The sequence below is a fragment of the Aeromonas sp. QDB34 genome, from assembly GCF_027705405.1.
Lineage (GTDB): Bacteria > Pseudomonadota > Gammaproteobacteria > Enterobacterales > Aeromonadaceae > Aeromonas > Aeromonas hydrophila.
Genome location: NZ_JAPDBT010000002.1, coordinates 98,430 through 115,819, shown reverse-complemented (window position 1 = coordinate 115,819; position 17,390 = coordinate 98,430). Strand labels below are relative to the sequence as shown.

The 17,390-nt window shown below is 63.1% G+C and carries 19 protein-coding genes; 16 read left to right on the top strand and 3 right to left on the bottom strand.

Translation table 11 applies throughout. The features are described from left to right. Nucleotides 1–160 precede the first annotated feature (160 nt). From OKC29_RS04410 to OKC29_RS04375, 8 genes are all read left to right on the top strand, one after another. Entirely contained in the window at nt 161–313 is a 153-nt protein-coding gene (locus OKC29_RS04410) for a sugar diacid recognition domain-containing protein (protein ID WP_123785000.1), read from the top strand. Further along, entirely contained in the window at nt 300–1,415 is a 1,116-nt protein-coding gene (locus OKC29_RS04405; RefSeq protein WP_044799129.1) for a sugar diacid recognition domain-containing protein, read from the top strand. The genes OKC29_RS04410 and OKC29_RS04405 overlap by 14 nt, the downstream gene beginning before the upstream one ends. 119 nt (nt 1,416–1,534) lie before the next feature. Next, nucleotides 1,535–2,797: a GntP family permease gene (locus OKC29_RS04400; protein WP_011704607.1), complete on the top strand. Its 1,263-nt coding sequence runs from the start codon at nt 1,535–1,537 to the stop codon at nt 2,795–2,797. 9 nt (nt 2,798–2,806) lie between these two features. Then, the gene (locus OKC29_RS04395) at nt 2,807–3,940 is read left to right on the top strand and encodes a glycerate kinase (RefSeq protein WP_073348842.1); all 1,134 of its coding nucleotides are present in this window, start codon (nt 2,807–2,809) and stop codon (nt 3,938–3,940) included. Between the two features lie 210 nt (nt 3,941–4,150). Next, nucleotides 4,151–4,714 carry an NnrU family protein gene (locus tag OKC29_RS04390; RefSeq protein ID WP_017409007.1) on the top strand — a complete coding sequence of 188 codons (564 nt, stop codon included), beginning with the start codon at nt 4,151–4,153 and terminating at the stop codon, nt 4,712–4,714. 62 nt (nt 4,715–4,776) lie between these two features. After that, nucleotides 4,777–5,310, top strand: coding sequence for a glutathione peroxidase (locus tag OKC29_RS04385; protein WP_029304572.1), 534 nt, complete (start codon nt 4,777–4,779; stop codon nt 5,308–5,310). 82 nt (nt 5,311–5,392) lie between these two features. After that, a complete protein-coding gene (locus tag OKC29_RS04380) occupies nt 5,393–6,328 on the top strand; it encodes a LysR family transcriptional regulator (protein ID WP_016349403.1) in 936 nt (311 codons plus the stop codon). 182 nt (nt 6,329–6,510) lie between these two features. Further along, the gene (locus tag OKC29_RS04375; protein WP_011704612.1) at nt 6,511–7,707 is read left to right on the top strand and encodes a NupC/NupG family nucleoside CNT transporter; all 1,197 of its coding nucleotides are present in this window, start codon (nt 6,511–6,513) and stop codon (nt 7,705–7,707) included. Between the two features lie 272 nt (nt 7,708–7,979). Here the strand turns inward: OKC29_RS04375 and OKC29_RS04370 are convergent, their stop codons facing one another. Further along, complete coding sequence (locus OKC29_RS04370) at nt 7,980–8,474, bottom strand: methylated-DNA--[protein]-cysteine S-methyltransferase (RefSeq protein WP_073348843.1); 495 nt, start codon at nt 8,472–8,474, stop codon at nt 7,980–7,982. Between the two features lie 33 nt (nt 8,475–8,507). Then, entirely contained in the window at nt 8,508–8,924 is a 417-nt protein-coding gene (gene arfB / locus OKC29_RS04365) for an alternative ribosome rescue aminoacyl-tRNA hydrolase ArfB (protein ID WP_011704614.1), read from the bottom strand. 201 nt (nt 8,925–9,125) lie between these two features. Here arfB and glnK point away from each other — a divergent pair, with 201 nt between their 5' ends. The 5 genes from glnK to OKC29_RS04340 all read left to right on the top strand — a co-directional run bounded on the left by glnK (nt 9,126) and on the right by OKC29_RS04340 (nt 14,472). Then, a complete protein-coding gene (gene glnK / locus OKC29_RS04360) occupies nt 9,126–9,464 on the top strand; it encodes a P-II family nitrogen regulator (RefSeq protein WP_011704615.1) in 339 nt (112 codons plus the stop codon). 208 nt (nt 9,465–9,672) lie between these two features. Then, the gene (locus OKC29_RS04355; RefSeq protein WP_073348844.1) at nt 9,673–10,680 is read left to right on the top strand and encodes a Fe(3+) ABC transporter substrate-binding protein; all 1,008 of its coding nucleotides are present in this window, start codon (nt 9,673–9,675) and stop codon (nt 10,678–10,680) included. A 40-nt stretch (nt 10,681–10,720) separates the two neighbouring features. Then, on the top strand, nt 10,721–12,346 hold the full coding sequence (locus OKC29_RS04350; RefSeq protein WP_073348845.1) for an ABC transporter permease: 1,626 nt from the start codon (nt 10,721–10,723) through the stop codon (nt 12,344–12,346). Nucleotides 12,347–12,428: 82 nt separating this feature from the next. Continuing rightward, on the top strand, nt 12,429–13,463 hold the full coding sequence (locus OKC29_RS04345; protein ID WP_073348846.1) for an ABC transporter ATP-binding protein: 1,035 nt from the start codon (nt 12,429–12,431) through the stop codon (nt 13,461–13,463). Nucleotides 13,464–13,566: 103 nt separating this feature from the next. After that, on the top strand, nt 13,567–14,472 hold the full coding sequence (locus OKC29_RS04340; protein ID WP_060390416.1) for a Dyp-type peroxidase: 906 nt from the start codon (nt 13,567–13,569) through the stop codon (nt 14,470–14,472). 86 nt (nt 14,473–14,558) lie between these two features. Here the strand turns inward: OKC29_RS04340 and argR are convergent, their stop codons facing one another. Next, nucleotides 14,559–15,029: a transcriptional regulator ArgR gene (gene argR / locus OKC29_RS04335; protein WP_005308670.1), complete on the bottom strand. Its 471-nt coding sequence runs from the start codon at nt 15,027–15,029 to the stop codon at nt 14,559–14,561. Nucleotides 15,030–15,230: 201 nt separating this feature from the next. On the opposite strand from argR, the gene OKC29_RS04330 reads away from it, so the two are divergent. Genes OKC29_RS04330 through artQ form a run of 3 tightly spaced genes read left to right on the top strand, consistent with a single transcriptional unit; the run spans nt 15,231 to nt 17,388 of the window. After that, nucleotides 15,231–15,971 (top strand): ATP-binding cassette domain-containing protein, encoded by a 741-nt coding sequence (locus tag OKC29_RS04330; protein ID WP_005308671.1) that lies wholly within the window; start codon nt 15,231–15,233, stop codon nt 15,969–15,971. A 25-nt stretch (nt 15,972–15,996) separates the two neighbouring features. After that, nucleotides 15,997–16,734 (top strand): transporter substrate-binding domain-containing protein, encoded by a 738-nt coding sequence (locus OKC29_RS04325; RefSeq protein WP_011704620.1) that lies wholly within the window; start codon nt 15,997–15,999, stop codon nt 16,732–16,734. Between the two features lie 3 nt (nt 16,735–16,737). Next, on the top strand, nt 16,738–17,388 hold the full coding sequence (gene artQ, locus OKC29_RS04320) for an arginine ABC transporter permease ArtQ (protein ID WP_073348847.1): 651 nt from the start codon (nt 16,738–16,740) through the stop codon (nt 17,386–17,388). Nucleotides 17,389–17,390: the final 2 nt, after the last annotated feature.

The window sequence follows — 17,390 nt, the reverse complement described above, 5'->3', positions numbered from 1 at the left end:
GTGAGTCGTCATGGGCAGGGCAAATCCTGCTCCATGGCGGGGCGCATATAGCGTAAAGTGGCCTATTCTAGCGAGCCCCCCCTCGCTTGTCTTGAAGATGTGGCATCTTTGCCCCGCTACCGGCGCTTTGTGGCCGGTCCGGCCCCGCTTTGGAGATGTGATGCAGCTAAACGATACCCTCGCGCGCCAGATTGTCAGCCGGGCGATGAAGATCCTGTCGTGCTCGGTCAACGTGATGGACGAGCCACAGCGGCTCATCATCGCCTCAGGCTATTCCCGGTTCATTCAGCGGAGTACCTATGCAGCTCAATGATACCCTCGCTCGGCAGATTGTCAGTCGGGCGATGAAGATCCTCTCTTTTTCGGTCAACGTGATGGACGAGCACGGCCTGATCATCGCGTCCGGCAATCCGGAGCGGCTCCATCAGCGTCACGAAGGGGCCGTGCTGGCGCTGACCGAGAACCGGGTGGTGGAGATCAGCGAAGCGACCGCCCGCGAACTCAAGGGGGTGCGCCCCGGCATCAACCTGCCCATCGCCTATCAGGGGGAGCTGCTCGGGGTCATCGGCATCTCGGGCGATCCGGACGAAGTTCGTGCTTACGCCGAGCTGGTGCGCATGACCGCCGAGCTCATTCTGGAGCAGGCAGCGCTCACCGAACAACTGCAGTGGGACAAGCGCCACAAGGAGGAGCTGGTACTGCAGCTCATCCGTGGTGAAGGGCGGGAAGATCAGCTGCAGCAGGCGGCCCGTTTCCTCGGGCTGGATCTGGCCCAGCCGCGGGTGGTGGCGGTGCTGGCGCTGGAGGAAGCCGACCCGGCCCGGCTGCGGGAGCTGGTGCATCTGCTGGAAAACCCGGAGCGGGACAACCTGGTGGCCATCAACGGCCTGGACGAGATAGTGGTGCTCAAGCCGGCCCAGCTCAGCGACGGCATCTGGCAGTCGGCGCAGGAGCGCAGCCGCATCAAGCAACTGCTGGCCCGCATTCCCCACTTTCGGGTGCGCATCGGGGTGGGTGATTACTTCGCCGGCACCGGCGGGCTGGCGCGTTCCTACCAGACGGCGCGGGACACCTTGCGCCGTGGCATGCGGCAGGCGCCGCGCAAGCAGGTCTATTTCTTCGAGGATTACCGGCTGCCGGTGCTGCTCGGCAGTCTGGCGGACTCCTGGCAGGCGGATCAGCTGCGGGCTCCGCTGCACAAGCTGGCGCAGGAGGACACAAAGGGAACGCTGCAGAAGACGCTGCGCCAATATTTCTTGCAGGATTGTGATCTGCATCCCTGCGCCGAAGCCCTGTTCATCCACCCCAATACCCTGCGCTATCGGCTGACCCGGATTGAACAGATAACCGGGTTGAATTTCAACAAGTTAGATGACAAGTTTCTGCTCTATCTCGGGCTCAACCTCGACAGCTGATTTGTTCATTCATACATAAAATTGCGTTTTATAAAGCTGATATTTGGTTTTTTGACCAAAGCATTCCGATCCCGGATCACCATAATGGCCACCACTTACTCATTTGAAAGGTGCCCGTCATGATCCCTGTATCCGCGCTCGGCGCTCTCGCCGCGCTCTCCATCGCCATCTTCCTGATCCTGAAGAAGGTGCCGCCCGCTTACGGCATGATCGTCGGCGCCCTGGCCGGTGGCCTGATCGGCGGCGCCGATCTGACCCAGACCGTAGCCCTGATGATCGGCGGTGCCCAGGGGATCACCACGGCGGTGATGCGGATCCTGGCGGCGGGCGTGCTGGCCGGTGTGCTGATCGAATCGGGCGCCGCCACCACCATCGCCGAAACCATCGTCAAGAAGCTGGGCGAGACCCGCGCCCTGCTGGCACTGGCGCTGGCTACCCTGATCCTGACTGCGGTCGGCGTGTTCGTGGACGTGGCCGTCATCACGGTCGCTCCCATTGCGCTGGCCATCGCCCGCCGTGCCGACCTCTCCAAGGCGGCCATCCTGCTGGCGATGATCGGTGGCGGCAAGGCGGGCAACGTCATGTCCCCGAACCCGAACGCCATCGCCGCAGCCGATGCCTTCCACCTGCCGCTCACCTCGGTGATGGCGGCCGGCATCATCCCGGGCCTGTTCGGGCTGGTGATGGCCTACTGGCTGGCGAAGCGCCTCAACAACAAGGGCAGCAAGGTCGCCGCCGACGAGGTGGTGAGCTTCAATGGCAGCAAGCTGCCGGGCTTTGCCGCCGCCATCAGTGCGCCGCTGGTGGCCATCCTGCTGCTGGCCCTGCGCCCCATCGCCGGCATAGTCGTGGACCCGCTCATTGCACTGCCCCTCGGCGGCCTGGTCGGCGCCCTGATGATGGGCAAGTTCAGCAAGGTGAACCAGTTTGCCGTCTCGGGTCTCGCCCGCATGGCGCCGGTGGCCATTATGCTGCTGGGTACCGGTACCCTGGCGGGCATCATCGCCAACTCCGGTCTCAAGGATGTGCTGATCAGCGGCCTGACCGCCTCCGGTCTGCCCTCCTACCTGCTGGCTCCCATCTCCGGTGCCCTGATGTCGCTGGCGACCGCCTCGACCACCGCCGGTACCGTGGTGGCCTCCAACGTGTTCAGCTCCACTCTGATAGAGCTTGGCATCAGCAGCCTGGCGGGGGCCGCCATGATCCACGCCGGTGCCACCGTGTTCGACCACATGCCCCACGGCTCCTTCTTCCATGCCACCGGCGGCAGCGTCCACATGGGTGTGGGTGAGCGGCTCAAGCTCATCCCCTACGAAACTGCGGTCGGTCTGACCATTGCCGCCGTCTCCACCCTGATGTTCGGCGTGTTTGGCCTCGCCTAAGGAATTGATATGAAAATTGTTATCGCCCCCGATTCATTCAAGGAGAGTCTCAGCGCCATGGCGGTGGCCGATGCCATCGAGGCCGGATTCAAGCAGGTGTTGCCGGATGCCACCTACGTCAAATTGCCGATGGCCGATGGCGGCGAGGGGACGGTGCAGTCCCTGGTGGACGCCACCGGTGGCCGCATTCTGCCCTTCTACGTGACCGCTCCCCTTGGCAACAAGGTACAGGGCTTCGTCGGTCTGCTGGGGGATGGCGAGCGCGCCGTCATCGAGATGGCGGCGGCCTCCGGCCTGCATCTGGTGGCGCCTGAGTTGCGCAATCCGCTGCACACCTCCAGCAGCGGTACCGGCGAGCTGATCCTGGCGGCCCTCGACATGGGGGTGAAGCATCTGATCCTCGGCATCGGCGGCAGCGCCACCAATGACGGCGGTGCTGGCATGATCCAGGCGCTTGGCGGCAAGCTGCTCAAGCGCGACGGCACTCCCATCGCACCGGGCGGCGCCGGTCTGGCCGAGCTGGCCACCATCGATCTGAGCGGGCTCGATTCGCGCCTCGCCAAGCTCACCATCGAAGTGGCCTGCGACGTGGACAACCCGCTGTGCGGGCCGAAAGGGGCCTCCGCCGTGTTCGGTCCGCAGAAGGGGGCGACCCCCGCGATGGTGGCGCAGCTGGACGCCAACCTGGCCCACTACGCCGACTGCATCGAGCAGGCGCTTGGCAAGCAGGTGAAGGAGATTGCGGGAGCGGGCGCCGCCGGTGGCATGGGGGCGGCCCTGGTGGGCCTGCTCGGCGCCGAGCTCAAACCCGGCATTCAGATCGTCATCGAGGCGTTGAAACTGGCCGAGGCGGTGGCCGATGCGGATCTGGTCATCACCGGCGAGGGGCGCATCGACAGCCAGACCATCCACGGCAAGACGCCAATCGGTGTCGCACGCTGCGCCAAGCAGTTTGGCAAGCCGGTGATCGGCATTGCGGGCTGCCTGACCGACGACTGCGGCGTGGTGCACGAGCACGGGCTGGATGCGGTGTTCGCCGTGGTCAACCGTGCCATGTCGCTGCCGGAGGCGCTGGCCACCGCCACCACCAACCTGCAGCTCACGGCCCGCAACGTGGCGGCGCTCTATCTGCTGCGACCCTGACTCTCTTCTGGCCGGTGCCTGGCGCCGGCCAACCTAGCCCCGTGTCGCGGTGACGACCTGCCCCGCTGCCGGTCTGCCCGAAACACCTTGCCGATCAGATGATCGGCTTTTTTCATTATCCTGCTGTATAGACTGTACTTTTCTGCGGTTTCTGTATTCTGGCCGCCGACTTTGCGGCATAGTGATCCCCCATAGTACAAGGAGCAACCCATGATCTTGCTGACCCTGGGGGTACTGCTGTTTACCCTGATCCACCTCTATCCCTGCTTCGCAGGTGCCCATCGGGCCCGCTTGCGCGAGCGGCTGGGGGAGAATCGCTACAAGGGACTCTTCTCGTTGCTGGTGTTCATCGCCATCGCCTGCATCATCGCCGGCTGGCGCACCGCCAGCCCCCTGCCGCTCTATTTTCTGCCCGCCTGGGGACCGACCCTGATGATGGCGGTCATGCCCATCGCCCTGATCCTGTTCTGCTCCGGCCAGGGGCCCAATCACCTGCGGCGCTGGCTGGTGCATCCCCAACTGCTCGGCACCCTGCTCTGGGCCGGTGCCCACCTAGCGGTCAACAGCGAGGCCCGCTCCCTGGTGCTGTTTGGCGGCATCGGCCTGTGGGCGCTGGTGAGCATCGTCTGGATTTCGGTGCGGGACTGGCAGCGTCATCCCCGTCCGGCGGCCAACTGGTACGGCACCGGGCTCAGCGTGGGGGCCGGGCTGGCGCTCACCGCCCTGCTGATCTTCTGGGGGCACGGCATGCTCACCGGCATCCCCCTCTATTGAGCGGGTGAACCGGCCGGCGTGCCCGCGCGTATGTCACTCATCTGCCTGACAGGAGTCGCTCGATGAAATGGATCATGTTGTTGCTGACACTCGGGGCCGGGGCCGCCGTCGCCGCCTGCCCGGACTACTTCAACGTGGAGATGCGGGAGCTCAACAGCACCCAGCGCCACAACCTCTGCCAGCTGACCGAGGGCAAGGTGGTACTGGTGGTCAATACCGCCTCCTACTGCGGCTATCGCGGCCAGTTCCGGGATCTGGAGACGCTCTACCAGACCTACAAGGAGAAGGGGTTGGTGGTGCTCGGCTTCCCCTCCAACGACTTCTGGCAGGAGGCGGGGGACGAGGGCAAGACCGCCTCGGTCTGCCGACGCGATTACGGGGTCACCTTCCCCATGTTCAACCGGATCGCCGTGCGCGGGGCCGATGCCAGCCCGCTTTACCGAGGGTTGGCCGCAGCGGCGGGCGAGGCGCCGGGCTGGAACTTTCACAAATACCTGGTCGGCCGTGACGGCAAGCTGGTCGCGAGTTATGGCGCGAACCAGAATCCGGCGGACGATCCCCTGCAAAAAGAGGTCAAACGGGCGCTCGGCCTTTAGCGCTACCCCGCGGCGGGCGGCTCTGGAATAATGGGGGCCCGCTCTTCTCTCTGGTAATCCCGTGCTGCAACGTCTGCCCCAAATGGTGATCTTCGATGCCCTAGTCCGTGAACAGGGCATCTCGGCGGCCGCCCGGCGGCTCGGGGTCTCCAAATCCCACATCAGCAAACAGCTGGCTCAGCTGGAGACCGAACTCGGTGCCCAGCTGGTGCAGCGCACTACCCGCCGCTTCTCCCTTACCGAGCTCGGCCAGGAGTATGCCCGCCACTGCCGCGCCCTGGTGGCGGTGGCACTGGAGGCGGACTCCATGGTGGCGGAGCGGCGCGGCAAGGTGAGCGGCATCCTGCATCTGGGAGTCGGCCAGTCTTTCGGCCGGCTGCACGTGATCCCGCGCCTCAAGGCGTTTCAGGATCGCTACCCCGAGCTGGAGCTGGAGGTCTCGCTGTTCGATCACCGCACCAACCTGGTGGATGAGGGGCTGGATCTCTGGATCACCACCTACGAGGACAAACCCGAGGCCCTGGTGGGGCAGCGGCTGGCGGACATTCACTTCGTGCTGGTGGCCTCGCCGGACTATCTGCTGAGCCACGGCACCCCGCTGCACCCCAGAGATCTGGCTCAGCACAACTGCATCACCTACCAGAGCCGGGAGCGGCGCTACCACGAGTGGTCGTTTCGCCAGGGCAAGGAGCGCCAGACGGTACAGGTGGCCGGCAACTACCGGGTGGACCTGGCGGAGGCGGTGCGCGACGCCGCCCTGGCCGGGCTCGGCATCGCCTACGTGGCCAACTACCTGCTGGACAAGGAGTTGCAGTCCGGCCAGCTGATCCCGCTGCTGCCCCAGTGGCGGCCGAACCAGAAGATGGCGGTGCACGCCGTCTATGCCAGGCGCGAGCACCTGGATCCCAAGATCCGGCTGTTCATCGACTTCCTCAAGGAGAGCTTCGGTCCGAATCCCTACTGGGAGCAGCGGCTGGCCCCCTGGCTCGGTGGCAAATTGTCCGGCACAGAGGAATAATCGTTTCTATATAAGAACACTGGCTTTCGCTTGAAACCAAAATCGAGTCAAATCAGCCAGTTGCCGCAACCGATATCGTGCAAACGTTTTTGCTAACAGGGCTGTAACCAAGTGGACTTGCAGTGGCGAGGTCGGGAGCGCAGAATCCGCGCCCATCTTTCGCCCCACCTGATGGAGTCCCTATGATTGCCCTGCTCGGCATCCTGAGCATTCTGGCCGTGGCCACGCTCTGCTCTGATAATCGTCGTCGTATCCCGTTGCGAACAGTTGGCCTGGCCCTCTGCCTGCAGATCCTCTTCGCCGGCCTGGTGCTCTGGCTGCCCGCCGGTCAGCACGTGCTGAACGGGGTAAGCGAAAGCGTCAGCAGCGTGATCGGTTACGGTCAGGAGGGGATTGCCTTCCTGTTTGGCGATCTGGCCAAGTTCAAGCTGGGCTTCATCTTTGCCTTCAACGTGCTGCCGGTCATCATCTTCTTCTCCGCGGTGATCGCCATCCTCTACCACATCGGCCTGATGCCGAAAGTGATCGCCCTGCTCGGCGGCGGCCTGCAGAAGCTGCTGGGTACCGGCCGCGCCGAGAGCCTCTCCGCCACTGCCAACATCTTCGTCGGCATGGTGGAGGCGCCGCTGGTGGTCAAACCCTATCTCTCCAAGATGTCCGACTCCCAGTTCTTCGCGGTGATGAGCTGCGGCCTCGCCTCCGTGGCCGGTGGTACCCTGGTGGGTTACGCCAGCATCGGGGTCGAGCTGAAATATCTGATCGCGGCGGCCTTCATGTCGGCACCGGCCGGTCTGGCCATGGCCAAGATCCTGGTGCCGCCTGCCGCCGAAGAGCAGGACCATCATCAGGACGTGGTGATCCCGCGCGCCACCAACGTGATTGAAGCGGCCGCCGATGGCGCCATGTCCGGCCTCAACATCGCGGTTGCCGTGGGTGCCACCCTGCTGGCGTTCGTCGGGGTGATCGCTATGCTCAACGGCCTGCTGGGCTGGGCCGGCGACCTGGTCGGGCTGGAGCTGAGCTTCCAGATCATCCTGGGCTGGCTGTTTGCACCTGTCTCCTGGCTGATCGGCATCCCCTGGGAGCAGGCTCAGGCCGCCGGCGCCCTGATCGGGACCAAGATAGTGGTGAACGAGTTCGTCGCCTTCATCGCCCTGGTGCAGGACCAGACCCTGAGCGAGTCGAGCAAGGCCATCGTCACCTTCGCCCTGTGTGGTTTCGCCAACATCTCCTCCATGGCGATCCTGATCGGCGGCCTGGGCGCCATGGTGCCGGAGCGCAAATCCTTCATCGCTCGTTACGGCATGCGCGCCATCCTGGCGGGTGTGCTGGCGAACCTGATGAGTGCCTCGCTGGCAGGCTTGTTCCTCGCCCTCTGATTGACCCTGAAGCTAGCACCTTCCGGTCAGAGCCCGCTTCGGCGGGCTTTTTTGTGGCCGCTTGCCGGCAAAAAAAAAGCGCCTCAGGGAGGCGCGGGGAAAAAGACAGATTGGAAGCGTCACATGGGTGCCACTTGAATGAGGGATGAGCCATGCCATCCAAGTGTGAAGCCATGATGCCTGATGCTGTCTGAAGCCCTTCTGAGGCGATTCTTCATACTATGTTCATTTTGCTAAACGCAATGGGACTGACTGCTCAGGGGGTCAGGGGGTCAGGGGGTCAGCGCGAAGTTGTCTGCGGTCTGTTGCTCCAGCGCCAGCAACCAGCGTTTGATGGGAATGCCGCCGGCATAACCGGTCAGCTCGCCGCTGCGGCCGATCACCCGGTGGCAGGGCACTATGATGCTGAGCGGATTGCGCCCATTGGCGGCACCCACCGCCCGCACTGCCTTGGGATTGCCGATGGCCTGGGCTATCTCGAGGTAGCTGACGGTCTCGCCATAGGGAATGTCGCCCAGGGCGCGCCACACCGATTGCTGAAAAGGGGTGCCCCGGGCGGCGAGCGGCAGATCGAAGCGGCGCAGGCGACCGGCGAAGTAGGCCGCGAACTGTTCGACGAAGGGGGCCAGCGCCTGATCGTCGCGCTGCCATTCGTCGGTCGGGGTCACCGGCTGCTCGCCTAGCACGAACTCCACATAGCGCAGCCCGTCCCGGTCGATGGCGATGAGCAGGGGGCCGTGGGCGCTGTCGCAAAAACTGAATTTCATTCTGTCATCCTCGGGCGTTGGGCAAGGGCCCGGCTAGTCCACTACCGGCTTGCCGCGGGTCGATTTTATCTCCCCCTTGCGCTTCTTGGCATCGACCCGCTTGCGCTGGGAACTGCGGGTCGGCTTGGTGGCGTGGCGGGCCTTGGGGCGCCAGGCCGCTTTTTTCAGCAGCTCCACCAGACGGTTCATCGCCTCCTTGCGGTTCATGTCCTGGCTGCGGTGGGTCTCGACCCGGATCATGATGAAACCGTCGTGCACCCGGCTGTCGCTCAGCTTGTCGAGCCCCTCCTTGTAGAGCGGGGTGAGGCTGGGGGAGTTGCGGTAATCGAAGCGCAACCAGACGGCGGAGTCGGTCTTGTTGACGTGCTGGCCACCGTTGCCCTGTGCCCGCATGGTCTGGAATTGCAGTTCATGCCAGGGCAGGGTAACGCTGTTGGAGATGACTAACATACTGCGGTGCTCTTGTTTGGTGCATCGGCTGTGGCTGGCTCAGCTTGGTGCCTCATAATGGGGCGAGATGCGCTCCCTTGGTGATGCCGGGAGAGTCCTGCTCCAGACGTAAATGCTATCTTTTTGAAATTAAACAATAAAAAGACTTGGCACAAGAATTGATTCCCCATTCATGACATACCATGGATTGGGAGCAACCAGATGAAGCTGATTACTGCGATTATCAAACCCTTCAAGTTGGACGACGTGCGCGAAGCCATCGCCAACCTGGGGGTCGAGGGTCTGACCGTGTCCGAGGTCAAAGGGTTTGGCCGCCAGAAGGGGCACACCGAATTATACCGGGGAGCCGAGTATCAGGTCGACTTCCTGCCCAAGGTAAAGCTGGAGATAGCGACGGCCGACGACAACGTCGAAGGGGTGATCGAGGCGATCTGCAAGGCCGCCTATACCGGCAAGATCGGTGACGGCAAGATCTTCGTCTACGACCTGCTGCAGGCCGTGCGCATTCGGACCGGTGAGAGCGACGACGAGGCGCTCTGATCGCGCTGGATGGGGGCGAATGATCGGTACTTTGTCGCTGATTGACTCCATGGTGGGGCCGGATGGGATTCTATCCGGCCCCTTTGTTTGAACAGGGTTTAAATATGTGATCCCGCCACATCAGGATTTCTTGATCCGGCTGTCGAGCTCAATGCAAAATGCAAACAGCAATGGTTCTCACTCGATATAGCAACTCAAGGAATGGATGATGAAAATGAAGATGTTGGCACTGGCTTTCTCTGCGTTGGCGGCTCAGTCGGCATTGGCGGCAGGGGAGGTGAATGTCTACTCCAACCGGCAGGATGAGCTGATCAAGCCCATCATCCAGCAGTTCGAGAAGGAATCGGGCATCAAGGTCAACGTGGTGTTCGCCAAAGAGGGGCTGAACGAGCGTCTGGAGCGGGAAGGCAAGCTCTCCCCGGCGGATCTGATGCTGACCGTCGACATCAGCCGGCTGACCGATCTGGTGGACAAGGGGCTGGTGCAGCCGGTGGACAGCAAGATCCTGCAGGAGAACATCCCCGCCATCTATCGCGATCCGGACAACCGCTGGTTCGCGCTGACTACCCGGGTGCGCGCCATCTATTCCAGCAAGGATCGTCTCGGCAAGCTCGATACCATCAGCTACGAAGATCTGACCAAGCCTGAATTCAAAGGAAAAATCTGCACCCGCAGCGGCAAGCATGAGTACAATGTGGCGCTGGTCTCCTCCATGATCGCTCATCACGGCATGGCCGAGACCAGGAGCTGGCTGGAAGGGGTCAAGGCCAACCTGGCGCGCAAGCCGCAGGGCAACGACCGGGATCAGGTCAAGGCGATCAAGGATGGTATCTGTGATCTGTCGCTCGGCAACAGCTACTACCTGGGCGCCATGTTGAAGGATCCGGCGCAGAAAGCCTGGGCCGATGCCGTCTACATCAACTTCCCGAACCAGGCTGACCGCGGCGCCCACGTCAACGTGAGCGGTGTGGCCATGACCAAGTACGCCAAGAACAAGGTTGAGGCCCAGAAGCTGATGGAGTTCCTGGCCGGCGACACCGCCCAGCACATGTATGCGGACGTGAACGCCGAGTATCCGGTCAAGGCCGGGGTGGAGCCTTCCGCCATGGTCAAGTCCTGGGGCAGCTTCAAGTCTGATGCGCTACCGGTCAGCGATTACGCCAAGCACCGCAAGGACGCCTTGCAGCTGCTGGATGAAGTGAAATTCGATTTGTAATTCAGATGGGGCCAACGGCCCCATCAACCTCTGTGGTCTCATGAAAAATTTTGGATGGATTACCGGCAGCTGGGCCAGCGCCCTGCTGCTGGCTTTGCCGGTGCTTGCTCTGGTCTTCTCCGCCTTGTCGGCCGACGGAGATCTGTTTGGCCACCTCGCCGATACCGTGTTGTTCGACTATCTGGCCAATACCCTGGGGCTGGTGGTCGGCGTCGTGCTGCTCAGTCTGCTGTTCGGTGTGCCGACCGCCTGGCTGGTGGCCATGTGCCAGGTGCCGGGGCGGAGCGCCCTGCAGTGGGCGCTGATGCTGCCGATGGCCATGCCCTCCTATATCGTCGCCTACGTCTATACCGATCTGCTCGACTACTCGGGCCCGCTGCAGGCGGGGCTGCGCCAGCTGTTTGGCTGGGGTGGGCCGGCCGACTACTGGTTCCCGGCCATCCGCTCCCTCGGCGGCGCCGCCTGGGTGCTGGCGCTGGTGCTGTTCCCGTACGTCTATCTGCTGACCCGCGCCTCTTTTCTGGAGCAGTCGGTCAGCCTCATTCACTCCAGCCGCCTGCTCGGTTGCTCCCCCTGGCAGAGCTTTCACCGCCTCAGTCTGCCGCTGGCGCGCCCCGCCACCATGGTCGCTGTATCGCTGGTGGCGATGGAGACGTTGGCCGATTTTGCCACCGTCCACTTCTTTGCCATCAATACCCTGACCACGGCGGTTTACGACACCTGGCTCGGTTACGGCAGCCTGGCCACCGCCGCCAAGCTCTCCTGCCTGATGCTGCTGGCGGTGGTGCTGCTGATTGCGCTGGAGCGCCGCTCGCGCAGCCGGCAGCAGGTGTTCCAGAAGTCGATGGGCCACGAACAGCCGCTGCGCTACCCGCTCAAGGGGATTCGCCGTGCTCTGGCCGGGCTCTGGTGCTGGGGACTGGTGCTGGCCGGCTTCGGCCTGCCGTTCGTCATTTTGCTGGATTACGGCGTGCGCTACTTCGAATTGTCGTGGACGCCGGAGTTCGTCCGCTTCGCCGGCAACAGCTTGGCTATCTCGGCGCTGACCGCCCTGCTGGCCATGGGCATCGCCCTGCTGCTCGGCTTCTGTCGTCGTCTCGATGGTGGGATCAAGAGCCTGCTGCCGCTGCGCATCGCCGCCATGGGTTACGCCATGCCGGGTACCGTACTCGCCATCGGGGTGTTGGTGCCGCTCACCGCCCTCGACTTTGCCATCAACGATCTGGCCGAGTGGCTGGGGCGTCAGGGGCCGGGGCTGCTGCTGACCGGCACCATCACCGCCATCGTGTTCGGCTATCTGGTGCGCTTCGTGGCCATCGCCATCGGCTCGGTGGAGAGCAGCATGGGCAAGATCTCCCCCAGCCTCGACATGGCGGCCCGCTCCCTGGGGCAGGGGGATGGCGCCATGTTGCGGCGGGTGCACCTGCCGCTGGTGCGACGCGGCCTGTTTGCCGGTGCCATGCTGGTGTTCATCGAATCCATGAAGGAACTGCCTGCCGCCCTGCTGCTGCGGCCGTTCAACTTCGATACCCTGGCGACCCACGTCTACCAGTTCGTGTCGGACGAAATGCTGGAGCGCGGCGCGCTCGGCGCCATCGTCATCGTGCTGGTGGGGTTGTTGCCGCTGATCTGGGTCAACCGCAACCTGGATGGGGCGGGGCACTGAGTTGCCACGTCGGCCAATGAAATTGCATGCGGTGTGCTGAGCCGAAAGGCAGCACAGCGCCAGAAATGAGAGGAAGTCAGCCTTGTCCTGTTTGCAGGTTGAAAATGTCAGTTGCCGTTACAACGGCCGCAATGTGCTGGAACAGCTCTCCCTGACGGTGGCAGACAACGAGATCGTCTGCTTGCTGGGGGCGAGCGGCTGCGGCAAGACCACGCTGCTCAAGGCCATCGCCGGCCTGCTGCCGTTGGCAGAGGGAACGATTCACCTCGGCGATACCCTGCTCGACGGGCCCGGTGCCAGCGTGCCGCCCGAGGCGCGCAACATCGGCATGATCTTTCAGGATTACGCCCTCTTTCCCCACCTGACGGTGGCCGACAACGTCGGCTTTGGCCTGACCAAACTCAATCGCCGTGCCCGCCAGCAACAGGTGGACGAGGCGCTGGCGCTGGTCAATCTGCAGGGGCTGGGGGATCGCTATCCGCACCAGCTCTCCGGCGGCCAGCAGCAGCGGGTAGCCATCGCCCGGGCGCTGGTGTGCAAGCCGAGATTGATGCTGCTGGACGAGCCCTTCTCCAACATCGATACCCAGGTACGGATGAAGCTGATCCTCGAGATCCGCGCCCTGCTCAAGCAGCAGGGGATCGGCGCCATCTTCGTCAGCCACAGCAAGGAAGAGGCCTTTGCCTTCGCCGATCGGCTGGCGCTGTTTCGTGCGGGTCACATCGAACAGGTGGGCCAGCCGGAGCAGCTCTATCGCCGCCCGCAGAATCGCTTCGTGGCGGAGTTTCTCGGCGGGGTCAATTACCTGGCGGCCGAGGTGGTGGACAGCCACTGCGTGCGCACGGCGCTCGGGGTCATCTGCGGCAGCGAGCCCCATGGCCGGGCCGCGGGTGAGCTGCTGCAACTGATGCTCAGGCCTCAGCAGCTGCTGCTGGAGAGCGCCGCAGATGGCGAGCTCAAGGTGGTGGAGCAGCAGTTTCTCGGCCACCACTGCCGGGTGCTGTTCGAGAGTGGCGAACTGCGGCTGGAGGCGAGCATCGGTGAGCCGCTGGAGGGCGCGCGGGCGCGGGTCAGGGTGACGCCCCACGCGCTGGTGTTGTTTGACCCTTTACCCTGAACGCGTGATATCGTCGTGAAATCAATGAACTGGAACCGCGCTGGTTTATAATCGCGCAACGCTAACCGCCCATATCGCCAATGTCTGTTCAGGGGAGAGATATATGAAAGCCCAAGCCGGGATCTGTGCCGAGCCCAATCTGCACGCCCTCTATCTGATGTTCAACCGCACCGGTGACGCCGCCGAACTGGTGGCCCGTCTGGCCAGGTTGCCGGCCCTGTGGGAGGCGGTGGCCGCCGATTTCCCCGCTGCCGGCTTCAGCGGTCTGGTCGCCGTCGGTGCCGATGCCTGGGATGGCCTCTATCCTGCCGCCCGTCCGCCCCAGTTCCGCGGCTTCATGGCGCAATCCGCCAACGGCCAGGAGGCGCCCAACACTCCGTTCGATCTGTTCGTGCAACTGCGCGCCGATCGGGTCGATGTGCTGCATCACGCCGGTCAGCGTGTGATGGCTCTGCTGGCCGGGCTGGTGGAGCTGGCGGAAGAGGTGCGCGGTTTTCGCAACCTCGACTGCCGCGATCTGACCGGTTTCGTCGACGGCACCGAAAACCCGCAGGATGAGCACCGCGCCGAAGTGGCGCTGCTGGACGGCGGCGAGTTTGCCGGCGGCTCCTACATCCACGTGCAGCGCTGGGTCCACGCCATGAGCGACTGGGAGAAGCTGGCGCTGAAGGAGCAGGAAGACATCATAGGTCGCACCAAGGTCGACAACATCGAGTACGAGTCGGCCGACAAGCCGCTGACCGCCCACATCAAGCGGGTCAACCTCAAGACCCCGAAGGGGGAGTCCATGGAGATCCTGCGCCAGAGCATGCCCTGGGGCACCATGACAGAGCAGGGGCTCTACTTCATCTCCTGCTGCCGCACCCCGCAGCACTTCAACGCCATGCTGGCCAGCATGTACAAGGGCGAGGGCAGTCACTTCGATCACCTGCTGCGCTTCACCAAGGCGGTGACCGGCGCAGCCTTCTTCGCCCCTTCAGAGGATTTTCTGGTGGCGCAGGGCAAATAAGGCTCGCCCACCCGCAGATAACAAAAATCCCGGCCTTGGCCGGGATTTTGTGTTTTGGCGGGACCGCGATGACGCGGCGGCAACCATTACGGCGTCTGTTCGAACAGCTCGAGGGCGGAGAGGTAGAGCTCTTCGATGTCGGTGTCGCTGGTCGGGGTGATGAAGATGGTGTCGTCACCGGCGATGGTGCCGAGGATCCCTTCGGCCTTGCCGAGGGAGTCGAGCAGGCGGGCGATCAGCTGGGCCGCACCCGGGCTGGTGTGGATCACCACCAGGGCACCGTTGTGGTCGACATCCAGCACCAGGTTTTTGAGTGGGCTGGAGGTGGTGGGCACACCCAGTTCCACCGGCAGGCAGTAGACCATCTCCATCTTGGCATTGCGGGTGCGAACGGCGCCGAAGCGGCTCAACATGCGCGATACCTTGGACTGGTTGATGTTTTCGAAGCCCATCTCTTGCAGGGCAGTCACTATCTCTGCCTGGGAGCCAAATCGTTCTTCTTTCAGCAAGGCTTTAAAGGCCTTGGCCAGTTTTTCTTGCTTGTCGTTATGCTTCATCTTGGACTCACGAATGAGGAGGTTTGGCTGCCTGTCACGCTCAGGCGGCAGATATGAACAGCGTGCCCATTTTGCATTCATATGCCTATTTTTGCAAGGAAGCGGCGCTTGTTCTGCATATTGATTCAAATATAGCTTGCATCCACCCATGCCAGCGTTAGAATCAGGACGAAATTTTGAAAACTTATTCAATTGGGCTGTATGGGTATTGAATTAATCGGTATCGAAAAATCTTGGCACAAGGTGCCGGTACTGCAACAGGTCAGCTTTCGGACCGCTCCCGGTGAAACCTTGGTGTTGCTGGGCCCGAGCGGTGCCGGCAAGAGTTCTCTGCTGCGCATGATGAACCTGCTGGACACCCCGGATGCCGGTGTTCTGCGCATCGGTGAAAGTGAATTTTCTTTCCCGTCCAGCCTCTCCACCGCCGAGTTCAACCGCCAGACCCAGGCGCTGCGGCGCAAGGTGGGCATGGTGTTCCAGCAGTACAATCTGTGGCCCCATCTCACCGTGATGGAGAACCTCATCGAGGCGCCGGTCAAGCTGCTCGGCATGAGCAAGGCGGCGGCCATGGAGAAGGGGGGCTATCTGCTGGCCCAGCTGCAACTGGCCGACAAGCGCGACGCCTGGCCGGCGCGGCTGTCCGGCGGTCAGCAGCAGCGGGTGGCCATCGCCCGTACCCTGATGATGGACCCCCAGGTGCTGCTGTTTGACGAGCCGACCGCCGCCCTCGACCCCGAGATCACCAAGGAAGTGGCGGAGATCATCCGCAACCTGGGCCAGACCGGCATCACCCAGGTGGTGGTGACCCACGAGGTGGAGTTCGCCCGCAAGGTGGCCAGCCAGGTGATCTATCTGGAGAAGGGGCGGATCATCGAAGCCGGCTCCGCCGCCATTTTCCAAGCCCCGCAAACCAGCCGGTTTGCCGAATTCTTGATGCATTGATATTCAAATCGATAAGGAAGCTGTCATGAAAAAGAGTCTGTTGCTGGTCGCCGCCATGGGCCTGCTGAGCACCTCGGTGCTGGCCAAGGAGATCAAGTTCGCCACCGAGGCCACCTACGCGCCGTTCGAATACCTGGACGACAAGAACGAGTTCCAGGGTTTTGACATCGATCTGGCCCGCGCCATCTGTGAACAGGCCAAGCTGGAGTGCAGCTTCCACAACCAGGCCTTCGACAGCCTGATCCCCAGCCTGAAATTCCGTCGCTATGACGCCGCCATCGCAGCCATGGACGTGACCCCGGAGCGGGCCGCCCAGGTCGATTTCTCCGACATCTATTACCAGAACTCCGCGGTGTTCGTGACCAAGAAGGGCGCCTTCAAGGGGCCGGAAGAGCTGGTGGACAAGACCGTCGGCGTGCAGAACGGCACTTCCCATCAGTCCTATCTGGTGGACAACTGGGTGAGCAAGGGCCTGCTGACCGTACCTTACGCCAGCTATCAGAGCGCCTTCCTCGACATGATGAACGGCCGCACCGACGGCGTGTTTGCCGATACCGCGGTCGCCGCCGACTGGCTCAAGCAGCACAAGGAGTATGCCGTGATCGGCACGCCGGTGACTGACGCCAAGTACTTCGGTACCGGTTTTGGCATCGCGGTGGCCAAGGGCAATCAGGAGCTGCTGACTCAGCTGAACAAGGGGCTGGCTGACATCAAGGCCAACGGCACCTATCAGAAGATCTACGACAAATATTTCGCGCACTAAGCCATGTTGAGCCTGTTGTTGGATGCAGCCTGGATGACCCTCGGGCTGGCCTTGGCATCCCTGGTCGGGGGCATGGTGCTGGCGCTGGCGTTCAGCGCCGCCGAACTGAGCAAGCAGCGCGCGCTGGTGTGGTCGGTGGCCACTCTCACCACGCTGATCCGCGGGTTGCCCGAGCTGCTGGTGGTGCTGTTCATCTACTTCGGCTCGACCCAGGTGCTGTTCCTCATCACCGGCGAGTACGTGGAGTTCAGCCCGTTCGCCTGCGGCGTGCTGGCGCTCTCCCTGCTGTTCGCCAGCTACGCCACCCAGACCCTGCGGGCTGCCCTCAATGCGGTGCCCGCCGGGCAGCGGCTGGCGGCACTGGCGCTCGGTCTTGGCAAGGGGCACATCTTCTTTCGCATCGTGCTGCCGCAGGCGTGGCGGCACGCCCTGCCGGGGCTCGGCAATCAGTGGCTGGTGCTGCTCAAGGACACCGCACTGGTCTCCCTCATCGGGGTGAACGAGATGATGCGCCAGGCCCAGATGGCCTCGGCCAGTACCTATCAACCCTTCACCTGGTATGCCGCGGCGGCCCTCATCTACCTGGCCATCAGCCTGGTGAGTGAGTTTGGCTTGAAGCAGGCGTCCCGTTACACCCGTCGTTACGGAGGCTGATC

Bases quoted from the DNA above. Each gene is read 5' to 3' on its own strand.
- OKC29_RS04380 (WP_016349403.1), top strand. From the start codon at position 5,393: ATGGTGATCTTCGATGCCCTAGTCCGTGAACAGGGCATCTCGGCGGCC.
- OKC29_RS04325 (WP_011704620.1), top strand. From the start codon at position 15,997: ATGAAAAAGAGTCTGTTGCTGGTCGCCGCCATGGGCCTGCTGAGCACC.
- OKC29_RS04400 (WP_011704607.1), top strand. From the start codon at position 1,535: ATGATCCCTGTATCCGCGCTCGGCGCTCTCGCCGCGCTCTCCATCGCC.
- OKC29_RS04405 (WP_044799129.1), top strand. From the start codon at position 300: ATGCAGCTCAATGATACCCTCGCTCGGCAGATTGTCAGTCGGGCGATG.
- OKC29_RS04340 (WP_060390416.1), top strand. From the start codon at position 13,567: ATGAAAGCCCAAGCCGGGATCTGTGCCGAGCCCAATCTGCACGCCCTC.
- OKC29_RS04395 (WP_073348842.1), top strand. From the start codon at position 2,807: ATGAAAATTGTTATCGCCCCCGATTCATTCAAGGAGAGTCTCAGCGCC.
- glnK (WP_011704615.1), top strand. From the start codon at position 9,126: ATGAAGCTGATTACTGCGATTATCAAACCCTTCAAGTTGGACGACGTG.
- argR (WP_005308670.1), bottom strand. From the start codon at position 15,029: ATGAAGCATAACGACAAGCAAGAAAAACTGGCCAAGGCCTTTAAAGCC.
- OKC29_RS04410 (WP_123785000.1), top strand. From the start codon at position 161: ATGCAGCTAAACGATACCCTCGCGCGCCAGATTGTCAGCCGGGCGATG.
- OKC29_RS04355 (WP_073348844.1), top strand. From the start codon at position 9,673: ATGAAAATGAAGATGTTGGCACTGGCTTTCTCTGCGTTGGCGGCTCAG.
- artQ (WP_073348847.1), top strand. From the start codon at position 16,738: ATGTTGAGCCTGTTGTTGGATGCAGCCTGGATGACCCTCGGGCTGGCC.
- arfB (WP_011704614.1), bottom strand. From the start codon at position 8,924: ATGTTAGTCATCTCCAACAGCGTTACCCTGCCCTGGCATGAACTGCAA.
- OKC29_RS04385 (WP_029304572.1), top strand. From the start codon at position 4,777: ATGAAATGGATCATGTTGTTGCTGACACTCGGGGCCGGGGCCGCCGTC.
- OKC29_RS04370 (WP_073348843.1), bottom strand. From the start codon at position 8,474: ATGAAATTCAGTTTTTGCGACAGCGCCCACGGCCCCCTGCTCATCGCC.
- OKC29_RS04375 (WP_011704612.1), top strand. From the start codon at position 6,511: ATGATTGCCCTGCTCGGCATCCTGAGCATTCTGGCCGTGGCCACGCTC.
- OKC29_RS04390 (WP_017409007.1), top strand. From the start codon at position 4,151: ATGATCTTGCTGACCCTGGGGGTACTGCTGTTTACCCTGATCCACCTC.
- OKC29_RS04330 (WP_005308671.1), top strand. From the start codon at position 15,231: ATGGGTATTGAATTAATCGGTATCGAAAAATCTTGGCACAAGGTGCCG.
- OKC29_RS04350 (WP_073348845.1), top strand. From the start codon at position 10,721: ATGAAAAATTTTGGATGGATTACCGGCAGCTGGGCCAGCGCCCTGCTG.